At 29.3% G+C, this 23576-nt stretch carries 29 protein-coding genes; all 29 read left to right on the top strand.

All coding sequences use genetic code 11. The annotated features are described in order from the left end of the window. Window positions 1–128: 128 nt before the first annotated feature. Entirely contained in the window at window positions 129–656 is a 528-nt protein-coding gene (locus VN21_RS00545; RefSeq protein WP_052951929.1) for a YceD family protein, read from the top strand. A 13-nt stretch (window positions 657–669) separates the two neighbouring features. Continuing rightward, the gene (gene rpmF / locus VN21_RS00550; protein ID WP_021430121.1) at window positions 670–846 is read left to right on the top strand and encodes a 50S ribosomal protein L32; all 177 of its coding nucleotides are present in this window, start codon (window positions 670–672) and stop codon (window positions 844–846) included. A 191-nt stretch (window positions 847–1037) separates the two neighbouring features. After that, complete coding sequence (gene fapR / locus VN21_RS00555; protein WP_021430034.1) at window positions 1038–1595, top strand: transcription factor FapR; 558 nt, start codon at window positions 1038–1040, stop codon at window positions 1593–1595. Window positions 1596–1607: 12 nt separating this feature from the next. Continuing rightward, window positions 1608–2621 (top strand): phosphate acyltransferase PlsX, encoded by a 1014-nt coding sequence (gene plsX / locus VN21_RS00560; RefSeq protein ID WP_046821548.1) that lies wholly within the window; start codon window positions 1608–1610, stop codon window positions 2619–2621. Between the two features lie 25 nt (window positions 2622–2646). Next, window positions 2647–3633: a beta-ketoacyl-ACP synthase III gene (locus tag VN21_RS00565; RefSeq protein WP_046821549.1), complete on the top strand. Its 987-nt coding sequence runs from the start codon at window positions 2647–2649 to the stop codon at window positions 3631–3633. A gap of 10 nt (window positions 3634–3643) precedes the next feature. Then, a complete protein-coding gene (gene fabK / locus VN21_RS00570) occupies window positions 3644–4585 on the top strand; it encodes an enoyl-[acyl-carrier-protein] reductase FabK (protein WP_046821550.1) in 942 nt (313 codons plus the stop codon). A gap of 1 nt (window position 4586) precedes the next feature. Then, window positions 4587–5537, top strand: a complete 951-nt coding sequence (fabD, locus tag VN21_RS00575; RefSeq protein ID WP_046821551.1) for an ACP S-malonyltransferase — start codon at window positions 4587–4589, stop codon at window positions 5535–5537. Further along, window positions 5537–6286, top strand: a complete 750-nt coding sequence (gene fabG, locus VN21_RS00580) for a 3-oxoacyl-[acyl-carrier-protein] reductase (RefSeq protein WP_021430005.1) — start codon at window positions 5537–5539, stop codon at window positions 6284–6286. The genes fabD and fabG overlap by 1 nt, the downstream gene beginning before the upstream one ends. Before the next feature lie 46 nt (window positions 6287–6332). Then, window positions 6333–6557: an acyl carrier protein gene (gene acpP / locus VN21_RS00585; RefSeq protein ID WP_021429992.1), complete on the top strand. Its 225-nt coding sequence runs from the start codon at window positions 6333–6335 to the stop codon at window positions 6555–6557. A gap of 13 nt (window positions 6558–6570) precedes the next feature. Beyond that, window positions 6571–7809: a beta-ketoacyl-ACP synthase II gene (gene fabF, locus VN21_RS00590; protein ID WP_021433826.1), complete on the top strand. Its 1239-nt coding sequence runs from the start codon at window positions 6571–6573 to the stop codon at window positions 7807–7809. A 106-nt stretch (window positions 7810–7915) separates the two neighbouring features. After that, complete coding sequence (gene spoIIIAA, locus VN21_RS00595) at window positions 7916–8884, top strand: stage III sporulation protein AA (protein WP_046821552.1); 969 nt, start codon at window positions 7916–7918, stop codon at window positions 8882–8884. After that, the gene (locus tag VN21_RS00600) at window positions 8874–9395 is read left to right on the top strand and encodes a stage III sporulation protein AB (RefSeq protein WP_046821553.1); all 522 of its coding nucleotides are present in this window, start codon (window positions 8874–8876) and stop codon (window positions 9393–9395) included. Before spoIIIAA ends, VN21_RS00600 begins: the two co-directional genes overlap by 11 nt. A 10-nt stretch (window positions 9396–9405) precedes the next feature. Beyond that, the gene (spoIIIAC, locus tag VN21_RS00605) at window positions 9406–9603 is read left to right on the top strand and encodes a stage III sporulation protein AC (protein WP_021122904.1); all 198 of its coding nucleotides are present in this window, start codon (window positions 9406–9408) and stop codon (window positions 9601–9603) included. Between the two features lie 21 nt (window positions 9604–9624). Continuing rightward, window positions 9625–10002 (top strand): stage III sporulation protein AD, encoded by a 378-nt coding sequence (gene spoIIIAD / locus VN21_RS00610; protein WP_226896653.1) that lies wholly within the window; start codon window positions 9625–9627, stop codon window positions 10000–10002. 14 nt (window positions 10003–10016) lie between these two features. Then, window positions 10017–11189, top strand: coding sequence for a stage III sporulation protein AE (gene spoIIIAE, locus VN21_RS00615; protein ID WP_021433824.1), 1173 nt, complete (start codon window positions 10017–10019; stop codon window positions 11187–11189). Between the two features lie 12 nt (window positions 11190–11201). Beyond that, on the top strand, window positions 11202–11771 hold the full coding sequence (locus VN21_RS00620; RefSeq protein ID WP_046821555.1) for a stage III sporulation protein AF: 570 nt from the start codon (window positions 11202–11204) through the stop codon (window positions 11769–11771). 15 nt (window positions 11772–11786) lie between these two features. Next, window positions 11787–12335, top strand: coding sequence for a stage III sporulation protein AG (locus VN21_RS00625; RefSeq protein ID WP_021430047.1), 549 nt, complete (start codon window positions 11787–11789; stop codon window positions 12333–12335). 78 nt (window positions 12336–12413) lie between these two features. Continuing rightward, the gene (locus VN21_RS00630) at window positions 12414–13058 is read left to right on the top strand and encodes a SpoIIIAH-like family protein (RefSeq protein ID WP_046821556.1); all 645 of its coding nucleotides are present in this window, start codon (window positions 12414–12416) and stop codon (window positions 13056–13058) included. A gap of 156 nt (window positions 13059–13214) precedes the next feature. Next, complete coding sequence (locus tag VN21_RS00635) at window positions 13215–13562, top strand: Asp23/Gls24 family envelope stress response protein (RefSeq protein WP_046821566.1); 348 nt, start codon at window positions 13215–13217, stop codon at window positions 13560–13562. Window positions 13563–13846: 284 nt separating this feature from the next. Beyond that, complete coding sequence (nusB, locus tag VN21_RS00640) at window positions 13847–14353, top strand: transcription antitermination factor NusB (RefSeq protein ID WP_046821557.1); 507 nt, start codon at window positions 13847–13849, stop codon at window positions 14351–14353. Next, window positions 14334–15299: an O-sialoglycoprotein endopeptidase gene (locus VN21_RS00645; protein WP_226896652.1), complete on the top strand. Its 966-nt coding sequence runs from the start codon at window positions 14334–14336 to the stop codon at window positions 15297–15299. The genes nusB and VN21_RS00645 overlap by 20 nt, the downstream gene beginning before the upstream one ends. Before the next feature lie 2 nt (window positions 15300–15301). Further along, window positions 15302–16498, top strand: coding sequence for an exodeoxyribonuclease VII large subunit (gene xseA / locus VN21_RS00650; RefSeq protein ID WP_046821558.1), 1197 nt, complete (start codon window positions 15302–15304; stop codon window positions 16496–16498). 12 nt (window positions 16499–16510) lie between these two features. Continuing rightward, the gene (gene xseB, locus VN21_RS00655) at window positions 16511–16726 is read left to right on the top strand and encodes an exodeoxyribonuclease VII small subunit (RefSeq protein WP_046821559.1); all 216 of its coding nucleotides are present in this window, start codon (window positions 16511–16513) and stop codon (window positions 16724–16726) included. Window positions 16727–16728: 2 nt separating this feature from the next. After that, window positions 16729–17616, top strand: a complete 888-nt coding sequence (locus tag VN21_RS00660) for a polyprenyl synthetase family protein (RefSeq protein WP_046821560.1) — start codon at window positions 16729–16731, stop codon at window positions 17614–17616. A gap of 9 nt (window positions 17617–17625) precedes the next feature. Next, complete coding sequence (locus VN21_RS00665; protein ID WP_021429973.1) at window positions 17626–18063, top strand: divergent PAP2 family protein; 438 nt, start codon at window positions 17626–17628, stop codon at window positions 18061–18063. A gap of 43 nt (window positions 18064–18106) precedes the next feature. Continuing rightward, window positions 18107–19969: a 1-deoxy-D-xylulose-5-phosphate synthase gene (gene dxs / locus VN21_RS00670; RefSeq protein ID WP_046821561.1), complete on the top strand. Its 1863-nt coding sequence runs from the start codon at window positions 18107–18109 to the stop codon at window positions 19967–19969. Between the two features lie 13 nt (window positions 19970–19982). After that, the gene (locus tag VN21_RS00675) at window positions 19983–20792 is read left to right on the top strand and encodes a TlyA family RNA methyltransferase (protein ID WP_046821562.1); all 810 of its coding nucleotides are present in this window, start codon (window positions 19983–19985) and stop codon (window positions 20790–20792) included. Window positions 20793–20810: 18 nt separating this feature from the next. Further along, window positions 20811–22496: a DNA repair protein RecN gene (gene recN, locus VN21_RS00680; RefSeq protein WP_046821563.1), complete on the top strand. Its 1686-nt coding sequence runs from the start codon at window positions 20811–20813 to the stop codon at window positions 22494–22496. A 101-nt stretch (window positions 22497–22597) separates the two neighbouring features. Further along, window positions 22598–23576: SpoIVB peptidase S55 domain-containing protein (locus VN21_RS00685; RefSeq protein ID WP_064503589.1), on the top strand; the 979-nt coding region annotated here is incomplete at its 3' end.

Genomic DNA, 23576 nt, shown 5'->3' on the forward strand with positions numbered 1-23576 from the left:
TATAATTAAGGTAGGTTAAAACCTACCTTAATTTTTGCCAAGAAATAAATTAACTATCAAGTAAAAATACTTGACAAACAAAGCTTATATTTGTATAATAAATTTGGCAATAAATTGAGGTGAACTTAATGAAGATTAGTTTAGATAAGATTATAAGAAGAGAAACTGATAATTTACACTTGAATTTTTGCGAAAAAATTGATAGTATTAATTATTGTGATAATACTTATAAATTAACTTCTCCACTTAATTTAAACGGAAAAATAAGTAAAACTAATAAAGGTTTATTCTTAGATTGCGATGTTGAATTTAATATAGTTGACAATTGCGCTAGATGTTTAAGTGAAGTAGAAGTAAAATTAAGTTATCCTATTCAAGGATTTTTAGTTAAACAAGAAGTGGATGAAAATGAAGTAGAAGAATTTGATGTTTATACTTATAAAAATGATGAAGTTGATTTCATAGATTTAATAGAACAAACATTAGATTTTAATCTGCCTCAAAGAGTTCTTTGTGATGAAGATTGTAAAGGCCTATGCCCTACTTGTGGGACAAACTTAAATAAAGAAGTTTGTTCTTGTGATGAAACTGCGAACGACGAGGAGACAATAGATCCCCGTTTTGCTAAATTAAAAGAAATGTTTAAAAATGACTAAGGAGGTGGCGTAAATGGCAGTACCAAAGCGTAAAACATCTAAATCAAATACAAAAATGAGAAGAGCAGCTAACTCAAAGATGGTAGCAACTGGATTCGTAAGTTGCCCACAATGTCATGAGCCAAAGTTACCACATAGAGTATGTCCAGATTGTGGATATTATAAAGGTAAAGAAGTTGTTTCTAAGTAATACTTCTAAAAAACATGTAGAATACTCTACATGTTTTTTTTTGCTTAAATATGAAAAAAATTGTGATAATATTTAAGTGTACGCAAAAATTATAAATAAAAAATAAATAAGTAGTTGATTATTTATAATTAATATTATATACTACTATTAGTAGTTGGTACTAATTCCAACTATAAAAACTTGGAGGTAATATGAAAAAGAAGAGCAAAGCACAAAGACAAGAAGAACTTGTTGGAATGCTAAAAGACGATCCTTTTTATACAGATGAAGAATTAGCAAGCATCTTTGATGTAAGTATACAAACCATAAGACTTGATAGACTTGCATTAAATATCCCTGAACTTAGGGAAAGAGTTAAACAAATAGCTGAAACTGAAACATCTAAAGTTAAAACTTTAGGTATAAAAGAGATAACAGGAGAGATAATTGACTTATCTGTAGGTCAATTAGGCATATCCATGTTGGATATTACCGAAGATATGATCTACTCCAAAACGGGAACTCTTAAGGATGAATATATATTTTCAATGGCTAATTCATTAGCTATGGCGATTTTAGATGCGCCTAAGGTAATAATGAGATTTGCTAATATAAAAACGCTAAAACATATACAACAAAAAGATAGGCTTATAGCAAAAGCTGAGATTTATAAAAACATAGATAAAAAACATTATGTAAAAGTTGTTGTTAATAATAAAGCGCAAGAGCAAATTTTTAGAGGAAAATTTATATTTGAAGAGTTAGTTTAGGAGGAGAATAATATGAAAATTGTAATTGATGGAATGGGCGGAGATAACGCACCAAAGTCTAATGTAGAAGGTGTAGTTAACGCTATAAAAGAATATGGTGTAGATATAATAATCACTGGAGATAAAGAAATATTAGAAAATGAATTTGCAAAGCATGAATTTGACAAAAGTAAATTAGAAATAGTTCATACTACTGAAATTATAGAGAATGAAGATAAACCAGTTAAAGCAATAAGATCTAAAAAAGATTCGTCAATGGTTGTAGCTTTAAGAATGGTAAAAGAAAATAAAGCAGATGCAATAGTATCAGCAGGAAATACAGGAGCATTATTAGCAGGTGGTTTATTTGTAGTAGGTAGAATAAAAGGAATAGATAGACCTTGTTTATGCCCAGCTATACCAAATGTAAAAGGTGGAATGACACTTATTGCAGATGGAGGAGCTAATGCAGATTGTAAGCCAATAAACTTAGTTGAATTTGCAGGTATGAGTAATATTTATGCAAGCAAAGTATTAGGAATCGAAAACCCTAGAGTTGCTCTTGCGAATGTAGGAATAGAAGAAGGCAAGGGAAATGACTTAGCAAAGAAATCATATGAAGAACTTAAAAAATTAAATTTAAACTTCATTGGAAATATAGAAGCAAGAGAATTAATAAACTCATATACAGATATAGTTGTGTGTGATGGATTTACAGGAAATATTTTATTAAAATCAGCAGAAGGTATTGCGATGTCAATATTAGGCCTTTTAAAGGAAACTTTCCTAGCTAGTACAAAAGGTAAATTAGGAGCAATGCTGTTAAAAGACGATTTAAGAAAATTAAAAACTATGATGGATTACTCAGAATATGGAGGAGCGCCTCTTTTAGGTGTTAATGGAGGAGTTATAAAAGCTCATGGAAGTTCTGATGCAAAAGCAATAAAAAATGCTATAAACCAAGCAATAAAATTTGCAAAGGGAGATGTAGTCGAAGATATTAAAGAATTTATAAAGACTATAGAAGAAAATAGCGAAGAAGAATAGAAAAGTACCACTTGGAGGTTAATTTATGAATACAAAGGCTGGTATATTAGGGGTTGGAAGTTATGTTCCTAAAAAGGTAATGACTAATTTCGACCTTGAAAAGATAATGGATACATCAGATGAATGGATAAGAACAAGAACAGGAATAAATGAAAGACGATTAGTAGATGAAAATGAGGCAACATCAGATCTTGCAACTAAAGCAGCTATAAAAGCAATAGAAAATGCAAACTTGACTCCAGAAGATATAGATTTAATTATAGTAGCTACAATTACACCAGACATGGTATTTCCATCTACAGCATGCTTAGTTCAAGCAAACATAAATGCAACTAAAGCAGCAGGTTTTGACCTTGAAGCGGCATGTTCAGGATTTATATATGGTATAACAATAGCAAAACAATTTATAGAAACTAAAACATATAAACATGTATTAGTAATAGGAGCAGAAGCTTTATCAACAATATTAGATTATGAAGATAGATCTACAGCAATATTATTTGGAGATGGAGCTGGAGCAGTAGTTATGGGACCAGTTGAAGACGGCGGAGTATTATCTACAAATTTAGGCTCTGATGGAAATGGTAAAGATTATCTTAAAGTACCAGCTGGAGGTTCTAAGTTGCCAGCTAGTGAAAAAACTGTTAAAGATAGATTGCATTATATACAAATGGCAGGAAGTGACGTATTTAAATTTGCTGTTAGAATAATGCAAGATGCATCTGTTAAATGTATAGAAAGTGCTAACTTGAGTATACAAGATGTAGATTACCTTATACCACACCAAGCTAATATAAGAATAATAGAAGCTTCAGCAAAAAGATTAAACTTAAGTATGGATAAAGTATATGTGAACTTAGATAGATATGGAAACATGTCAGCAGCATCAATTCCAGTAGCTCTAGATGAAGCCTATAGAGAAGGAAAAATTAAAAAAGGCGATAATGTAGTTCTAGTAGGATTCGGAGGCGGATTGACATGGGGAGCTTCTTTAGTTAGATGGAGTATATAAGGAGGAAATTATGAAGGATTTATGTGAATTATTAAATATAAAATACCCTATAATCCAAGGTGGAATGGCTTGGGTAGCAACTGCTGAATTAGCAGCAGGAGTATCAAATGCTGGAGGATTAGGAATAATTGCAGCAGGAAATGCACCAAAAGAAGTAATAAAAGAGCAAATAAAAAAGTGTAGAGAATTAACAGATAAACCATTTGGAGTTAATGTTATGCTATTATCTCCGTTTGTAGAGGAGATAATGGATTTAATAGTAGAAGAAAGAGTAGAAGTAATAACTACAGGAGCTGGAAATCCAGCGAAATATATAGAGCGATTAAAAGAAGTAAATACAAAGATTATACCCGTAGTTCCAACTATTGCACTAGCAAAAAGAATGGAAAAGCATGGTGCAGATGCAGTAATAGTTGAAGGAACAGAAGCAGGAGGACATATAGGTGAGCTAACAACAATGGTTCTAACTCCTCAAGTTGTAGATAATGTAAATATTCCTGTAATTGCGGCAGGAGGAATTGCTGATGGTAAAGGATTGGCAGCAGCACTATGCTTAGGGGCTAGTGGTGTGCAAATAGGAACAAGATTTATTTGTAGTGATGAATGTATAGCTCATGAAAACTATAAAAATCTTATTTTAAAATCAAGAGACAGAGATGCTATAGTTACAGGAAGAAGTACTGGGCATCCGGTTAGAACATTAAAAAATAAATTAGCTAAAGATATTTTAAATATGGAAAAAGAAGGAGCTAATCCTTTAGATATAGATCAAAAAGGTGTAGGGTCATTAAGAATGGCAGTTGTAAATGGAGATGTAGACAATGGATCATTTATGGCAGGCCAAATAGCATCTTATATAAATGATGTGAAGCCTTGCAAACAAATAATAGAAGATATAATGGAAGAATCAAAATCTATATTATCTAAAATAAATAAAAGATTGGAGGTATAGTATGGGTAAGGTTGCATTAGTATTTCCTGGTCAAGGAGCTCAATATGTAGGTATGGCAAATGATATATATAATAATGATGACATAGCTAAAAAGATTATTGATGAAGCAGAAAGATCAGTTGGAATAAATTTAAAAAAGATAATGTTTGAAGGTAGTGATGAAGAACTAGCTAAAACAGAAAATACTCAACCAGCTATAGTTACTCATAGTATAGCACTATTTGAAAGTTTAAAAGATAAGATAGATTTGAAATATGATGCATGCTTAGGACTATCACTAGGAGAATATAGTGCTTTAGTAGCAGCAGATGCAATGGATTTTAATGATGCTGTAGCAGTAGTTAAAAAAAGAGGAAAGTATATGCAAGAAAGTGTACCTTTAGGAAAGGGAACTATGGCAGCTATACTAGGGTTAGATAGAGAAAAAGTAAATGAGGTTATAGAACAAGTTGATAATGGAATAATAGAGGTTGCAAACTATAACTCTCCAGGTCAAATTGTAATATCAGGGGAGACAGGTACGGTAAAAGATAGTATAAGTTTATTTAAAGAAAACGGAGCAAAAAAAGCCGTTGTGTTAAATGTAAGTGCACCTTTTCATTCATCTATGTTAGAACCCGCTGGATTAAAGCTAAAAAAAGAATTAGATGAAATTAAACTAAGAAAATGTAAGGTATCTGTAATTTCAAATGTAAATGCAGATTATTATACAGATAACTATAAAGATCTTTTAGTTAGTCAAGTGAGCTCATCTGTTTTATGGGAAGATTCAATAGAAAAACTGATAAATGAAGGATTTGATACATTTATAGAAATCGGACCAGGAAAAGTGCTAAAAGGATTTATAAATAAAATTTCCAAAAAGAATAAAGTTGATACTAAAGTTTATAACATTGATAATATGGAATCTATGAATGACTTTGTTGAGGCTTATAAAAGAGGTGAAATATAATGGTTAACTTACAAGATAAAGTAGCAATTGTAACTGGAGGATCTAGAGGTATAGGTAAAGCTATAGCTAAAAAACTAGCATCACAAAAAGCAAATGTTGTAATAAACTATACATCAAATGAAGAACATGCTTTAAAAACTAAAGAAGAAATAGAATCATATGGTGTTAAAAGTATGATAGTAAAATGTGATGTATCTAAAAGTAGCGAAGTTGACAATATGATAGAATCTGTAGTTAAAGAGTTTGGAAAAGTAGATATATTAGTAAATAATGCTGGTATAACAAAAGATGGACTTTTAATGAGAATGAAAGAAGATGACTTTGACAAAGTTATCGATATAAACCTAAAAGGTGTTTTCAACTGCACAAAAGCAGCTACTAAATATATGATGAAAAAAAGATATGGGAAAATAATAAACATATCATCTGTAGTTGGAATAATAGGAAATCCAGGGCAAGCAAACTACTGTGCATCTAAAGCAGGTGTAATAGGCCTTACAAAATCAAGTGCTAGAGAATTGGCATCAAGAAACATAAGTGTAAATGCTATAGCTCCAGGATTTATAGATACAGATATGACTAGTGTTTTAAATGAAGATTTAAAATCTAATATGTTAAAAAACATTCCACAAAATAGATTTGGAGAGCCTGATGATGTAGCTAATGCAGTATTGTTTTTAGCAAGTGACATGGCAAGTTATATAACAGGCCAGGTTATAAATGTAGATGGTGGAATGGTAATGCAATAAAAAAGTAAAAATATAAGTTTAAATAAAATTTAGGAGGAATTAAATTATGTTTGAAAAAGTTGTAGAAATAATAAAGGATCAATTAGGAATAGACAATAAAGAAGTAACTATGGAGACTTCATTAATGAAAGATTTAGAAGCAGATTCATTAGACGCTGTTGAAATAATGATGGCTCTTGAAGATGAATTTTCAATAGAAATACCAGACACAGAAGCAGAAAAGTTCGTATGCATAGGAGATATAGTTAAATATATAGAAGCAAACAAATAGTGGAGGAAATGTTATGAAAAGAAGAGTTGTTATAACTGGATTAGGTTGTGTTACTCCAGTTGGAACAGGAAAAGAAACATTTTGGACCAACATAAAAGATGGAGTTTGTGGTATAGATAAAATAACTAGCTTTGACGCATCCTCATTTCAAACACAAATAGCTGGAGAAGTAAAAGATTTTAATCCAGAAGATTATATAAATAAAAAAGAATTAAAAAGAATGGATAGATTTACTCATTTTGCCATAGCATCTTCGCAAATGGCAGTAAAAGATGCAAATCTTGATTTAGACAAAGTAGATAGCGAAAAAATGGGAGTTATAATAGGTTCTGGTATAGGAGGAGTTGCTACAATAGAAGAGCAACACAAAATTTTACTAGAAAAAGGAAATAGAAGAGTTAGTCCATTTTTCGTGCCTATGATGATTTCTAACATGGCAGCAGGCCAAGTATCTATTGCATTAGGAGCAAAAGGACCAAATACTAATGTATCTACTGCTTGTGCATCGGGGTCTCATGCTATAGGAGACGCATTTAAAGCTATACAAAGAGGCGATGCAGATATAATGGTAGCAGGAGGAAGTGAAGCTGGTGTTACACCACTTTCATTTGCAGGTTTCTGTAATATGAAGGCAATGTCTACTAGAAATGATGACCCAAAAACTGCTTCAAGACCATTTGATAAAGATAGAGATGGATTTGTAATGGGAGAAGGGTCAGGTATATTAATACTAGAAGATTTAGATCATGCTATAAAAAGAGGTGCTAAAATTTATGCTGAAATAGTTGGATATGGAGCAACAGCAGATGCATATCATATGACAACTCCAGCAGAAAATGGAGAAGGCGCAGCTAGATCTATAAGCATGGCAATGAAAGATGGAAATATTCCTCTTGATGAAGTTGATTATATAAACGCTCATGGAACGTCTACTTACTATAATGATAAGTTTGAAACAATGGCAATCAAAAGTGTTTTTAAAGACCAAGCATATGAACTTTGCGTATCATCTACAAAGTCTATGACAGGCCATTTATTAGGAGCTGCAGGAGCAGTTGAAGCTATCGTATGTGCTATGGCTATAAGTGATGGATATGTTCCTCCTACTATAAATGTAGAAAACTTAGATGAAGAGTTAGATTTAGATTACGTTGTAAATGAAGGTAAGAAAAGAGATGTTAGATATGCATTATCAAATTCTTTAGGATTTGGGGGACACAATGCAACTTTAGCATTTAAAAAATATGAATAAATAATTATTAAAAGAGTTGCCTAAAATAGGCAACTCTTTTTGTTTTTTTTGTCATAAATATTTAACCTTGAAAATATAATTATATAAACAAAGGAGGACAAGGGCTATGAATAAACTTTCAGATGAAATTTTAAATTCTCTACCGCCTAAGCTAAGAGAAAAAATAATAAATGTACAATATGAAGATCTAAATATAGAAGAAATAAGACTTAGAGTAGAGAAACCATTAATAATAAATTCTAATAATAGAGACTATTTTTATAATAACTCTATGAACAAGCTAGATATAAAAAATTCAAATTCGTATGTTGTAAAAAAAGAAGATATAGAACAGACATTTCAACTTATGTGCAAATATTCAATTCATTCATTTATAGATGACATTAAAAAAGGGTTTATAACATTAAAAGGTGGGCATAGAGTTGGAATAGTTGGAAAGGTAATAATTGAAGATGGACAAGTTAAAAATATAAAGCACATATCATCTTTAAATATAAGGATTTCTAGAGAGGTATTAAATTGCTCTGAAAAAGTATTAAACCACATAATTAAGAGTTCTAATGAAGTAAATAATACTTTAATAATTTCACCGCCACAATGTGGTAAAACAACATTACTTAGAGATATAGTTAGAAATTTAAGTAATGGGAACAAAGAAAAAGGGTTTAATGGAATTAAAGTAGCTCTTATAGATGAAAGGAATGAGATTTCAGGATCATATTTAGGAATAGCTCAGATGGACGTTGGAATAAGAACAGACATAATAGAAACATGCCCAAAAGATATAGGGATAATGATGTTACTTAGGGCTATGTCACCTAACTTAATAGTAACGGATGAAATAGGTAGTGAAAAGGAAATAAAAGCTCTGTACACAGCTTTAAATGGGGGAGTTAGCTTAATAACGACAGTACATGGGAATTCCATAGAAGATATAAGGGAAAGAAAGGAATTAAGCAAATTACTTGATAAAGAATTATTCAAAAAAGTAATAATACTTTCGGCTAAAAATGGACCAGGGACAATTGAAAAAATATATGACTTAGAAGAAAAGAGGTGGTATTTTGCAAATTAAAATAGCTCTAATAAGTATTTTAGTAGCATGTAGCTATCTGATTGGAGAGTATTTATACAAAGCTTATACAAAAAGGCATAAACAGTTAAATGAGCTCATAAGGATATTAGAGGTAATGAGAATGGACTTATCATTTGGATTGTACACATTGGAAGAAATATTTTATAGGATAGGAGAAAATAAAGAATTTTCACTTGGATCTTTCTTTAAACATATGAGTATAGATCTAAAAGAAGATAATAGCAAAACATTAGAAACTATATTATCAAAGAATGCTGATTTTATGATTAAAGAAAGTTACTTTCAAGATAAGGAGGTAGATGAATTAAAAAAATTAATACTTACTCTTGGAAAAGGAGATGTTTATTCTCAAGAGAGGATGATTGATTTATCTATTGAAAATTTAAAAAAACTCACAACAGAAAGTAAAGAAGATGTAGAGAAAAAAGGTATAGTATACAGAAAACTATCTACTATAATTGGGTTAGTTATAGGGATACTTTTAATATAGGAGGGTTAATATGGATATAACTTTGATTTTTAAAGTTGCAGGGATTGGATTATTGATATCTGTTTTAAATATGGTTCTTGAGAAGACTGATAGAAAAGATTGGACTACCTTAACAACTCTTGCAGGTGTGATAATTGTTCTTACGATGGTAATAACTGAAATAAATGATCTATTTAATGCAGTTAGAACGATGTTTCAGTTATATTAAGGGGGAGATCTTTTGGATGTAATGAAATTGGTAGGTCTTGCGCTTATATCTACTATATTATGCTTAATTATAAAAAAAGATAGACCAGAAATGGCTATGTTTATAGGGATATTAACAGGAATTATGATTTTACTTTCTGTAACCTATAAATTCAATTTTATAATTGAAAGTATAAATGAATTAGCAAATAAGGCTAACATACCTACTATATATATATCTTTAATAATCAAACTTATAGGAATAGCGTACTTAATGGAGTTTGCTATTCAGATATGTAAAGACTGTGGGGAAGGAAATATTGCAGCTAAGCTTGAATTCGGAGGAAAAATTATAGTTATGACTATGTCATTCCCTATATTAATATCTATTGTTGATATGATTTTAAATTTGATTCCATAGGAGAATGATTACTTATGAAAAAAATTGTAACTAGTATAATTTTATGTATACTAATGGGGCTAACATTTGCAAATGTTTCATTTGCACAAGAAGAAAATGATAAAAAAGTAAAAGAAAGTGTAGATACATATATAAGTGAACAATTAAATAAAATTAATTTACAAGAAATTCAAAACCAAATAAAAGATGAAAAATTTATAGAAGATGTAGATCTTAAGACATTTATGAAAGATTTAATATCTGGTAAGAAAACAATGCTAGATTTATTTGATAAAGAGGGCCTTAAACTATTCTTATTCGATGAATTGAGAGCAAGTTTAAAAGTTGCATCAATAATATTTGTCTTAGCGCTATTATCATCTATTTTAAAAAGTTTAGATAATTCATTTTCATCTGGAGCAATAAGCCAAGTAACAACCTATATTGTATTTATAGTAATGGTAACTTTAACATTAGTAGGATTTAAAGATGTTTTAAATATATGTAACACCACAATTGATAGCATGATCAATTTGATGCAGATACTAATGCCAATATTAATAACATTTTTAGTGGTAATGGGATTTCCTATGACATCTACTGTTATGACCCCTATATTTATGGGAGGAGTAACATTTATAAATATAGTTTTTAAAAACTTTCTATTTGTGTCAATTACCATAGGGTTTGCAATACTTGTTATAAATAATTTATCTAATAGTATAAAACTTAAAAAATTGGCATCTTTTATAAAGCAAATAAATCTGATAACAATTGGAGCCATATTTACTATATATTTAGCTTTAGTATCTATGCAGGGTATGTATGTTAAGAGTTTAGATGGATTTGCAGTTAAAAGTACTAAGTTTGCGATAGGAAATTTTATACCTGTTGTAGGCGGATTTGTATCAGACTCATTTGATATAATATTATCTTCATCTCAACTTATAAAAAACTTATTTGGAGGAGTGGGGCTAATAATATTAGTAGGGATATGCTTAATTCCTATAATAAAAATCATTTCAATAATATTAGTTTATAAAACCTCAGCAATGATAGTAGAACCAGTTGGAGAAGATAGCATTTCAAACTTTTTAAATGAGATTTCAAATCTTATGGCAATAATGTTAGCATGTATCATAGCTATAACAATAATGTTTTTCGTTACTATAGCAATAGTAGTTTCTATTAGTGTTGTTGCACAGTAAAAGGAGGAATATATGTTAGAGAGTATTAAAGCTTGGATAATAAGTATTTTAATTGCAGCCTTTATAGTTAACATAGTTAATATGATTCTTCCTTCTTCAAAGTTAAAGTCATATATTAATCTAGTTTTAAACTTTATATTTATATTCATTGCTATAAATCCAGTCATTAATTTTTTTTCAGATGGAACAAGTTTAGAGGACAAATTATTAAAAACATATACGAAATATAATCAACAATATGTTGATAGCATGAATAGTCTAGCTAAAGACACAGGGGGAAAAAGCATAAAGTCTGGGTATGAAGATGGATTAAAAAGCATATTAGAATTAAAACTAGATGAATATGGTTATGAACTTGAAGATATTGAATTAGACGGATCAGATGTAAGTAAAGTTAAGGTTAAAGAAAAAAATAGTAATAAAGAAGAAAAAAAGGACATACAATCTAGTGAGGGTGAAAAAGATAAACAAGTATTTAAAGAAAGCTCAAATGATAAAGATACAAAATCAAAAGATGAAGTTAAAAAGAGCTTAGTAGACATACTTGATATATCCGTTGAAAATATAGAAATTGATAAATAGGGGTTGAGAATAGGTATGTTTAAAAACTTAAAGGAAGACGATAAGAAAAAGATATACACTCTAGCCGCGCTGTCGTTTGTGTGTATTATGGGACTAGCTATATTTACAAAAAATCCAGTTGACAAAAAAGACAAAGAAACTTTTGAGGAAAACAAAGATCAAAAGTCTGCACAAGTAGAAGTAAAAAAAGATAATGATTTAGAAAGTCAACTTAAAAATATATTATCTCAAATCGAGGGAGCGGGAGAAGTTGACGTGATGATTACTTTTTCATCTGGGGAACAGATAGAACCAGCATTTAACTCAAATGCTACAAAGGAAGAGACAACTGAAAAAGATGCTCAAGGTGGAGAAAGAACAGTTACTACGTCAAGTGAAAATAAAACAATGATAACTTCAGGAGAAAGTAAGCCTGTAGTTATAAAAACATCAGAGCCAGAAATAAAAGGGGTTATAGTAGTTTCTAGTGGGGCTAGTGACCCAACTGTAAAACAAAGTCTATACTCAGCAGTTCAAACATCACTTCAGGTTTCAGGACACCAAGTTGAAATTTATTCTAAATAGTTAAAAAAATATTCATAATAAAAAAGCTCGTACATATAAATATTACAAGAATATAATTATTAATTAGGGGGAGTATAAATGAAATTTAACAAAAGTATGTTTAAAAGTAGAGGGTTTGTCGTAATGTCATTAACACTTATGTTAGTGGTGGTTGGGACAGTAAATTATAATTTAAGTAAAAAATCTGTATTAGAAGCATCTAAAGAAATGGAAATGTATGAAGACGCTCAATTATCAAAAAATGATGACAAAAAGGATTCGAAAAAAGATGTTAAAGTTGTAGATAGTAAAGACACTATAGTTAATGAAAAAGCTAAAGAAACTAGCAAAGAGATAGAAAAGAAAATGACTTCTGATAAAAACATGAAAAAAGCATCATATGCAGTAGATATGAAAATGAATAGAGAAAAACAAAGAAATGAATTAACAGAAGATTTAAATGAAATAATAAATAATCCATCTACATCAGAAGAAACTAGAAAGCAAGCCTCTAATATGAAATTACAGCTTGTAAAAGATCAAGAATTAGAAATTAAAATAGAAGATTTATTAGGTGCAAAAGGATTTGAAGATTCATTAGTGTACATAAGTGAAGAAACTGTTAATGTAGTAGTAAACAAAGAATTGCAACAAAAAGATGCAGCTAAAATATTCGATTTAGTTGCAAATGAGTCAAAAGTTAACTATGATAATATAAAACTTATGAGCAGTAATTCTAAATAAGTATAAATGCCTCAGTTATACTGGGGCTTTTTTATGTGGAGAAATAAATGAGTGACATAAATACTAGATTAAGCAAATCGAACTTTTTATTGCAAATTAAAGCTCTATTTGGTATTATTATATAATAAAATAGTTTATATAGGGATGTGATATATGATGGAAAATAATAACTTTGGACAAGTTAAGATATCAAATGATGTCATCGCTACTATAGCAGGATTAGCAGCTATTGAAGTAGAAGGAGTAGGAACTACATCGACATTCACAGATAAATTACTAAAGAATAATGGTGTTAAGATACAAATAGAGGAAGACGAAGTTATCCTAGATGTTATGATAATAATTGATTATGGAATATCTATACCTGATATAGCTTTTAAAGTACAGGAAAATGTAAAAAATACAGTTGAAACAATGACTGGATTAAAAGTTTCTCAAGTTAATATACATGTTCAAGGAATCAACTTTAAAAAAGAAAAAGTTGATAAGGCAGAAGCAAAGTAATCATCTACGATAAATTAATATTTCCCTCTGAAAATCAGAGGGTTTTTTTACGCTTAAAGAAATTACATTAAACAAAAAAATGTGGATAAACTATAAGATATAGACATATCAATTATTTCGTATTGAGCGTAAAAAAAGTTTTTGAGCAACGGACGAAGTCGTCTGAGTAATGGGACACGAGTTTACCGAGTGGACGTTGACGACATGAAATTTGAGCGGCATGAGCGGAGCGAATTTTTTACGAGTAAATATGTATATACTAAATTCAAAGGAGGAATAAGCAAATGAGAAAAGCTAAAATGATAACGACGAGAGAGTATATGATGAAGTTTATATACCAAATAGACATGAATAAAGAGGATTTAACTGATTTAAATGTTAAATTAGAAAACTTCTTAAATGATAACTTTGAATACATAAAGAATAGATACGAGGAATTAAAATTACAATTTTCAGATGAAGCGGACGTTGAATTAGGAGAAACAGATTTAAGTCAGTTTATTGATTTAAAATATAGCAAAGAACTAGTTGAAAGCTTTAACGGAAATAAAGAAAACATAGATTCTTTAATAAATAAATATGCTAAAAACTGGACTATAAATAGAATGGCTAAAGTAGACTTAGCAATACTTAGACTTGCTATTTGTGAAATACTATACATGGCAGAAATGCCTACTAAAGTTTCTATAAATGAAGCGATAGAATTATCTAAGCTTTACTGTGATGACAAATCTCCTAAATTTATAAATGGAATATTAGGAAGTGTTGTAAGTGAAATTGGAGAAAAATAAAAATATAATAATAGGAATAGATACTAGCTGCTATACAACTTCTATAGCAGCTATATCTTTAGAAAAAAGTATAGTGTTTAATAAAAAAATCATGTTAAAAGTAAAGAAAGATTCAAAAGGGTTAAGACAAAGCGAAATGGTATTTCAACATGTAAATAATTTGGGGGAAATAAGTGAAGAATTAAAAAATATAATGAACGGATATAATATATGTGCAATATGTGCATCTGAAAAGCCAAGGCCCATAAAAGATTCATATATGCCTGCATTTACAGTAGGATATAATTTTGCAAAATTATTTAGCAGTATGAATAATATTAATTTATATTCAACAACTCATCAAGAAAATCATATTGAAGCCAGCTTGTATGAAAAAAAATTAAAACGTAATAAATTTATTTCTGTTCATATGTCCGGAGGAACAACAGAAATATTATTAGTTGAAAAAAATAATGATGACTCAAACATTACAATAATAGGTGGAAGTAAAGATATAAGTTTTGGGCAATTAATAGATAGATTAGGTGTTCAATTAGGGTATGAATTTCCATGTGGAAAATATATAGATAAAAATGCTTCAGAATGTAATCAAAATATAGATGTAGGAATAAAGACATCTGTAAAAGATGGGTATATGAATCTATCTGGAATAGAAAATCAAATCACTAAGCTGAAAAATGATTTTGATGAAAAATATATATCTAAGTCACTAATGGACTCGATAGTGAGAAGTTTGTATAAAGCGCTTAAATTTTTATGTAAAGAGTATGATATAAGCGAAGTTGTATTTGCTGGAGGGGTTGCATCAAGCAAATATATAAAAAAAAGCTTAAGTCAAAAACTATATAAAGATAAAGTAACAAGCTTTTTTACAAAACCTGAATATAGCACAGATAATGCATTAGGTTGTGCACTTATAGGATTAAATAAATTTATAGGAGAATAGCTATGAAATTAAGAGCTTTAGATGTAAGTGAAGTTAATTCATACGTAAAAAGAATCTTAACTAATGATGCAGTTTTATATAACTTAAAAGTAAAAGGTGAAATTTCAAATTTTAAAGTTCATAGTAGCAAAAATGTATATCTGACCCTGAAAGATAAATCATCTAAAATAAACTGCGTAATTTTCAAAAACAATTATGATAGTTCACTAAACTTAGAAGATGGGATGAAGATTATAGCAACAGGATATATATCTGTGTACGAAAGAGATGGATCATATCAATTATATATAGAAAATGTAGAATTAGATGGAGTTGGAAATTTGTATATAGAATTTCTAAAATTAAAAGAAAAGCTAGAAAAAGAAGGATTATTTGACTATAGATATAAAAAGACTATACCTAAAATGCCTAAAAACATAGGTATAATAACATCTGAGACAGGAGCAGTTATAAAAGATATAATTAATGTTGTAAAGCGTAGGTATCCAAAAGTAAATATAAAGCTTTATTCTGTTTCAGTTCAAGGAAAAAACTCTTCTGAACAGATATGTGAAGGAATTAAATTTTTTAATAATGCTAATAATGTAGATACAATAATACTTGGAAGAGGTGGGGGATCCATAGAGGAATTATGGTCTTTTAATGAAGAGAGCGTTGCAAGAGAAATTTTTAGTTCGCACATACCTATAATTTCAGCTGTAGGACATGAGACAGACTTTACAATAGCTGACTTTGTGGCTGATATGAGGGCACCTACGCCATCTGCAGCTGCAGAAATAGCAACCCCAAAATTAGATGATTTATTATACAAGTTAAAAAACTCTAAAGATAGATTAGATAAGGCTCTTATAAATCAATCTAAGCTAGATAAAAATAAATTAAATAATGTTTATGATAGATTAAATACTATTGTTAAGTCCTATATAATAAGAGATAAAATTATACAAATCGATATAATATATGATAAAATAACTAATGAGATTAATGATGTAGTAAAACTTAAAAAAGGAAGTTTAGATAGTAGTGGATCTCTTTTGCATAGCTTAAGTCCACTTGCTACATTAGATAGAGGGTACAGTATAGTACAAAAGGATAAAACTACTATAAATACAATAAATATCCTAAAAGAAAAGGATAGTATAGCAATTAAATTTAAAGATGGTACAGCTGATTGTATAATTGAAAAAATTAAAGATTAAAGAGGTATAAAAATGAATTTATCTTATGAAGAAGCTTATCAAAGACTGGAAGAAATTTTAAATAAATTGGAGTCTGGAACTACAAGCTTAGATGACTCTCTTAATTTATATGAAGAGGGAATAAAACTTTATAGTCATTGTAATAAATTATTGGATGAAGCAAATTTAAAAATAGATAAGTTTAGCAAAGATGGGAAAGAGGTACCCTTTAGTATAGAGGAGGAGTAGTTATGAATTTTAAAGAAGAATTAAAAAATAGAGTTGCAAATATAGAAGATTTATTAAATGATTATATGCCTAAAGTTCAAGGATATCAAAAAACTATATTTGACTCAATGAATTATAGTTTAAAAGCTGGAGGAAAAAGACTAAGACCAATACTTACATTAGAAGCTTGTAAACTAGTTGGGGGAAATGAAAAAGATGCATATCCATTCGCTGTAGCTATAGAAATGATACATACATATTCTTTAATACATGATGATCTTCCAGCTCTTGATAATGATGATCTTAGAAGAGGAAGAAAAACTAATCATAAAGTATATGGAGAAGCTATGGCTATTTTAGCAGGAGATGGACTTTTAAACTATGCTTATGAAATAATGCTTAGAGAGTCTTTAAGTAAAGGTGAACCAGAAAAATATTTAAAAGCTATAAATGAAATCGCTAAAGCTTCTGGGATATATGGTATGATTGGTGGACAAGTTGTTGATATTGAAAGTGAAGGTAAATCAATAGATATGGAAAAACTTGACTTTATACATATGAATAAGACAGCGGCAATAATCATTGGATGTATGAGAGCAGGAGCTATAATTGGTGGAGCAAGTGAAGAAGAGTTAGAAAATGTAACTAAATATGCAAAAAACATAGGGTTATCATTCCAAATAGTTGATGATATATTAGATATTGTTGGAGATGAGGCTAAACTTGGCAAAAAAGTAGGAAGTGATATAGATAATGAAAAATCTACTTATCCATCACTTATAGGACTTGAAAAGTCAAAAGAAACTGCTAATAAATTAATAGCAGAAGCTAAAATGAGTATTGATTATATAAATAAAGATAGTGAGTTTTTAAACAACTTAGCTGATTATATAGTAGATAGAGAGTATTAAGGAGGAACGATGAGCTTTATTTCAGAAATTTTTAGCAACAAAGTGTTGCTTATAAGTATGTTTGCTTGTTTCTTGGCACAACTTTTTAAGATTTTTACAGGAGATCAAAAAAAGATTCAAATATCTAGGATATTTACTTCTGGGGGTATGCCAAGTTCTCATAGTTCTTTTGTTACATCCTTATCTACATTAGTAGGAATGGAGTATGGATTTAATTCAACAGAATTCGCGGTAGTTGCAGTGTTTTCTATGATAATAATGTATGATGCATCTGGAGTAAGACGTGCAGTTGGAAAGCAAGCAGTAATATTAAATCAAATTGTAGATGATTTACAGCATAAAAAGCATATTGAACAAAAAAAATTAAAGGAATTAGTAGGACATACGCCAGTAGAAGTTTTTTTTGGCGCTATTTTAGGAATTATTACAGCATTGGTATTTAGTTAAAGTACTAATGCTAAAAACTACTTAGATAAAAGGTGAGAAAGTTATGTATAATTATTTAAATAATGTAAATTCTCCTAAAGATATAAAAAAAATGAGCACTAAAGAGCTAGATTTATTAGCTAAAGACATAAGAAAATTTTTAGTGAGATCAGTTTCTAAGACAGGTGGACATTTAGCATCTAATTTAGGTGTTGTAGAGCTTACTTTAGCACTACACAAAGTATTTAATAGTCCAAAGGACAAATTTATATGGGATGTAGGACACCAGGCTTATGTTCACAAGATACTTACAGGAAGAAAAGATCAATTTGACACATTGAGACAATTTAATGGGTTAAGTGGATTTCCTAAAGAATGTGAAAGCGAACATGATATATTTGATACAGGGCATAGTAGTACATCTATATCTGTAGGAAGTGGAATTGCATGTGCTAGAGATATAAAAGGTGAAGATTTTTCTGTAGTATCTATAATTGGAGATGGATCTATAACAGGTGGAATGGCTTTAGAAGCTCTTAACCATCTAGGATACATAAATACTAATATGATAGTAATATTAAATGACAATGAAATGTCTATAGATGAAAATGTTGGAGGAATGTCTAAACATTTATCAGCTATTATAAAAAATTCAACTGTAAACAAGGTTAAAGATGAAGTTGAAAAAATATTAAGTGTTACTCCTGGAGGAAATATACTATCTAAAACGGCAAGCAAAGTAAAAGATAGTATAAAGGGGAATTTTACATTGCAAGAATGTGCTTTTTTTGATTCTTTAGGAATAACTTATGTAGGACCTATAGATGGACATGATATAGATGAAATAGTAAAAACATTAGAAAAAGCAAAACAACAAAATGGTCCTATATTACTTCATGTAATAACAAAAAAAGGTAAAGGTTATAAGTTTGCAGAAGATGAGCCTCATAAATACCACGGAGTTTCTAAGTTTGATATAAAAACTGGATTAAAGCCATCTTCATCAAAGAGTATATCTTCAGTAGTAGGAGAAAAGTTGATAGATCTTGCAACTAAAGATGAAAATGTCGTTGCTATAACAGCTGCAATGCCATCAGGAACAGGTTTAAATAAGTTTTCTGAAATATATCCAAATAGATATTATGATGTTGGAATTGCAGAACAGCATGCAGTGACATTTAGTTCAGGACTAGCAAAAGCTGGAATGAAACCATATTTTGCAGTATACTCATCTTTCTTGCAAAGAGCATATGATCAGGTAATACATGATATTGCTATAACTAGTAAGAATGTAACATTACTTATAGATAGAGCGGGGCTTGTAGGTAATGATGGAGAAACACATCATGGAATATTTGATTTAAGCTATTTAAATAATGTACCTAACATGACTGTAATGGCTCCTAAAGATACAAAGGAATTAGAACTAATGATGGACTTATCGTTAGAAATAGAAGGACCTATGGCTATTAGATATCCAAGAGGAAGTAGTTACTTTGTGGATAAGGGTAAGTACAAACCTATAAAAGTTGGAACTTATGAATTGTTAAATGAAGGTAAAGACATTGCTATATTAGCAATAGGTAATATGGTTAAACAGTCAATGGAAGCGGTAAATATATTAAATAAATCAGGCATAAATCCGACTTTAGTTAATGCAAGATTTTTAAAACCTATAGATGAAAAACTAATAATTGATTTAGTAAAAAATCATAAATATATTGTTACTGTAGAGGACAATGTACTTACTGGAGGATTTGGAAGTAGGATAAATAAATTTATTATAGACAATAAACTTGATAATGAGGTTATAAATATTGGTATTAAAGATGAATTTATTCCTCATGGTGATGTAAACATATTATATGAACAATGTGGAATCTCATCTTCAGGTATAGCTCAACAAATTGAGAGTTTATTAAGATAGAAAGGTAATTTATATGAAAAAAAGAATAGATGTATTACTTGTTGAACAAGGATATTTTGACAGTAGAGAAAGAGCTAAAAAAGCTATAATGGCTGGGTTAGTATTTGTAGACAATCAAAGATGTGATAAGGCTGGATCAGAGGTTAAAGAAGATAGTAAAATAGAAGTAAAAGGGAATCCTATACCGTATGTTAGTAGGGGTGGGCTAAAGCTTGAAAAGGCAATGAAAAACTTTGACATAACATTAGAAAATAAAGTCTGTTTAGATATAGGAGCATCAACAGGTGGATTTACTGACTGTATGCTTCAAAATGGAGCGAAAAAAGTATTTTCGATAGATGTAGGATATGGACAACTCGCTTGGAAACTTAGACAAGACGATAGAGTTGTATGTATGGAGAGAACAAATATAAGACATGTAACTATAGAAGATACTAAAGAATTTGGACAATTTGCATCAATAGATGTTTCTTTTATATCTCTTAAATTAGTTTTACCAAAAGCGAAAGAATTATTAGATCCAAGTGGACAAGTAGTAGCATTAATAAAACCTCAATTTGAAGCCGGAAGAGAAAAGGTTGGTAAAAAAGGTGTAGTAAGAGAAAGATCTACACATATAGAAGTTATAGAAAAAATAGCAGATTTTGCAGCAGAAAGCGGGTTTGCAATATTAGGATTAGATTACTCTCCTATAAAAGGACCTGAAGGTAACATTGAATATTTAATTCATTTAAAAAACTCTAATGAAGGTTATGAATACAATAAAGAAGAGTTTAAAATAACTATAGATAAAGTTGTAGATAATTCACATAATTTAATGTAATAAAGAGGGGGATTTAAATTGATCCTTGAATTATATATGAAAAACTGTGCATTAATAGAGGAACTAAGGCTAGATATAGACAAGAATCTAAACATATTAACTGGAGAAACTGGATCAGGTAAATCTATAATAATAGGAGCCTTAGGTTTATGTCTAGGTGGAAAATATGATAGATCCTTTTTAAGAAAAGGCACAGAAAAAGGCTTAGTAGAAGCTTTATTTGATGTTAATAATCAAAAACTTAAAGAGAAGCTACTAGAAAATGGAATAGATATAGAAGAGGATAATCAAATAATAATAAGTAAAGAAATATTTAATGATGGAAAAAGTATATCAAGAATAAATGGAAGAAATGTAAAAGTATCATTTTTAAAAGAAATTTCTAACTATTTAATTGATATACATGGACAGCATCAAAATCAAGTTTTACTTGATAAAGATACTCATATTGACTTTTTAGACTTATTTGGAGAAGAACTCTTATATGAATCTAAAAGTGATTATGAAAAGACATATATTGAATACAATGAAGTAAAAAAGGCTTTAAATGTACTAACGGAAAATAAAGATGATATGCAAATTCAAAGAGAGATAGACTTGATAAAATTTCAAATAAATGAAATAGAATCAGCAAACTTAAATGAAAATGAATATGAAGATTTATTAAAACAAAGAGACGTCTATAGAAACGGTGAAAAGATTTTTACTAACTTAAATAATGCATATTTAAATTTATATGATGGAAGTATAAATTCTGTAGATCTTATATCTAAATCACTAGGTGATTTAGGTGCCATAGCTCAATATGATGAAAAATTAAATGATTATAATGATACAATAGAGCGAATAATGTATGAGCTTCAAGATATATCTAGAGACATTAGAAGTTATAAAGAAAATATTGATTTTTCACCTTATGAATTAGAACAAATAGAGCAGAGAGTGGATGAAATAAATACTCTTAGAAGAAAATACGGAGATACAATAGAAGAAATTCTAGTATATAAAGATAAAATAAATGAAAGATTAGATGAAATTTTAAATAGAGATGAAAAGGTTGAAGAGTTAAAATTAAATCTTAAAAAAGTGGAAGATGTTTTAGAAATTAAATCTGAAAAATTAACTCATAAAAGAAAAGAAGTAGCAAGAAACCTTCAAGAAAAACTATTGTATGAGCTTAAAAGCTTAAACATGAAAAATGTAGTATTTGAAGTGTCGTTTGGAAAATCTACATTTAATACAAAAGGACAAGATGATATAGAATTTATGATTTCATTTAACCTAGGAGAAGATATAAAGCCTATATATAAGGTAGCATCAGGTGGAGAAATGTCTAGATTTATGCTAGCGTTTAAGACGATTTTAGCAGACATAGATGAAATAGACACTCTTGTATTTGATGAAATAGATACAGGTATAAGTGGTATAGCAGCTCAGATTGTTGGAGAAAAATTATCATTGATAGCTAAGAAAAAGCAAATAATTTGTATAACACATTTACCACAAATTGCAGCAAATGCAGATACTCACTATTGCATTGAGAAAAAGACATCTAATGAAAGAACATTTACTGTTATAAGTAGACTTGATGATAATGAACGAAAAGATGAAATAGCAAGACTTATAGCAGGAAGTAATATAACTGAAAAAACAATGGAACATGCTAGTGAAATAATAGAACTGGCAAAAAAAGTACCTAATTAATTAGGTGCTTTTTTTCGTAAAATTATATTTGGATTAAGTTGGATAAAAATAAATGAAGAATGGAACTATATGTATATAAATTTATGAAGGGACGATATAAAATGAGAAAAATATATATAGTTTTATCTTTAGTCTTAATAATACCTATATTTATATTGGGAATATCGAAGTCAGAAAATAAAAGAGAAACAAGATATTTAGTTCCACTTGGTAATGTGGTAGGCATAAGAGCTAACACAGATGGAATGTTAGTATTAGATAATGAAGATTCAAGTGTTGATTATATAGATGGAGTGGAAGCTGGAGATAATATAATAAGTATAAATGGAATTAATGTATATAGTAGTAAAGATGTAAAAAAGATTTTAAGCAACTATAATAAAGATTTAGTTGAGATAATAATTGACAGGGATGGAGAGCGAATATCAAAGCAAGTTCCAGTTAAAAAAGAAAATAGCGAATATAAACTTGGAATTTGGATTAGAGATAAAATTTCTGGAATAGGAACTATGACATTTTATAACCCGAAAAACAATACATTTTCGGCATTAGGACATCCAATAAAAGATGTAGATACAAATGAACTGATAAAAGTTAAGAGTGGAAATATATATAATGCTGAAGACATTTCGATTGAAAAGGGAGGAGTTAAACATGTGGGGCAAATAAAAGCTGAATTTGATGGCGATAAATCTATAGGGAATTTTAAGAAAAATAACAGTTTTGGAATAAGTGGCAATTTAACGACATATGATAATGAAGGAAAAGAAAAAATGTTAGAAGTTGGTGACAGTAAAGATATAAAGCTTGGACCAGCAATAATTTTATTTCAAAATAAAGATGGAAAAATAGGTCAATATCAAATAAACATAAAAAAAATTAAATATAATAACAAAAAAGATGATAAAGATATGGTGATTGAAGTAGTAGATAAGAGATTGATAAATTATACTGGAGGTATAGTTCAAGGAATGAGTGGAGCACCTATTATACAAAATGATAAAATAATTGGAGCTGTGACGCATGTTTTTATAGATAACTCTAAAATAGGATATGGAATTTTTATAGATAAGATGATAA

The organism is Paraclostridium benzoelyticum (assembly GCF_001006285.1).
Lineage (GTDB): Bacteria > Bacillota > Clostridia > Peptostreptococcales > Peptostreptococcaceae > Paraclostridium > Paraclostridium benzoelyticum.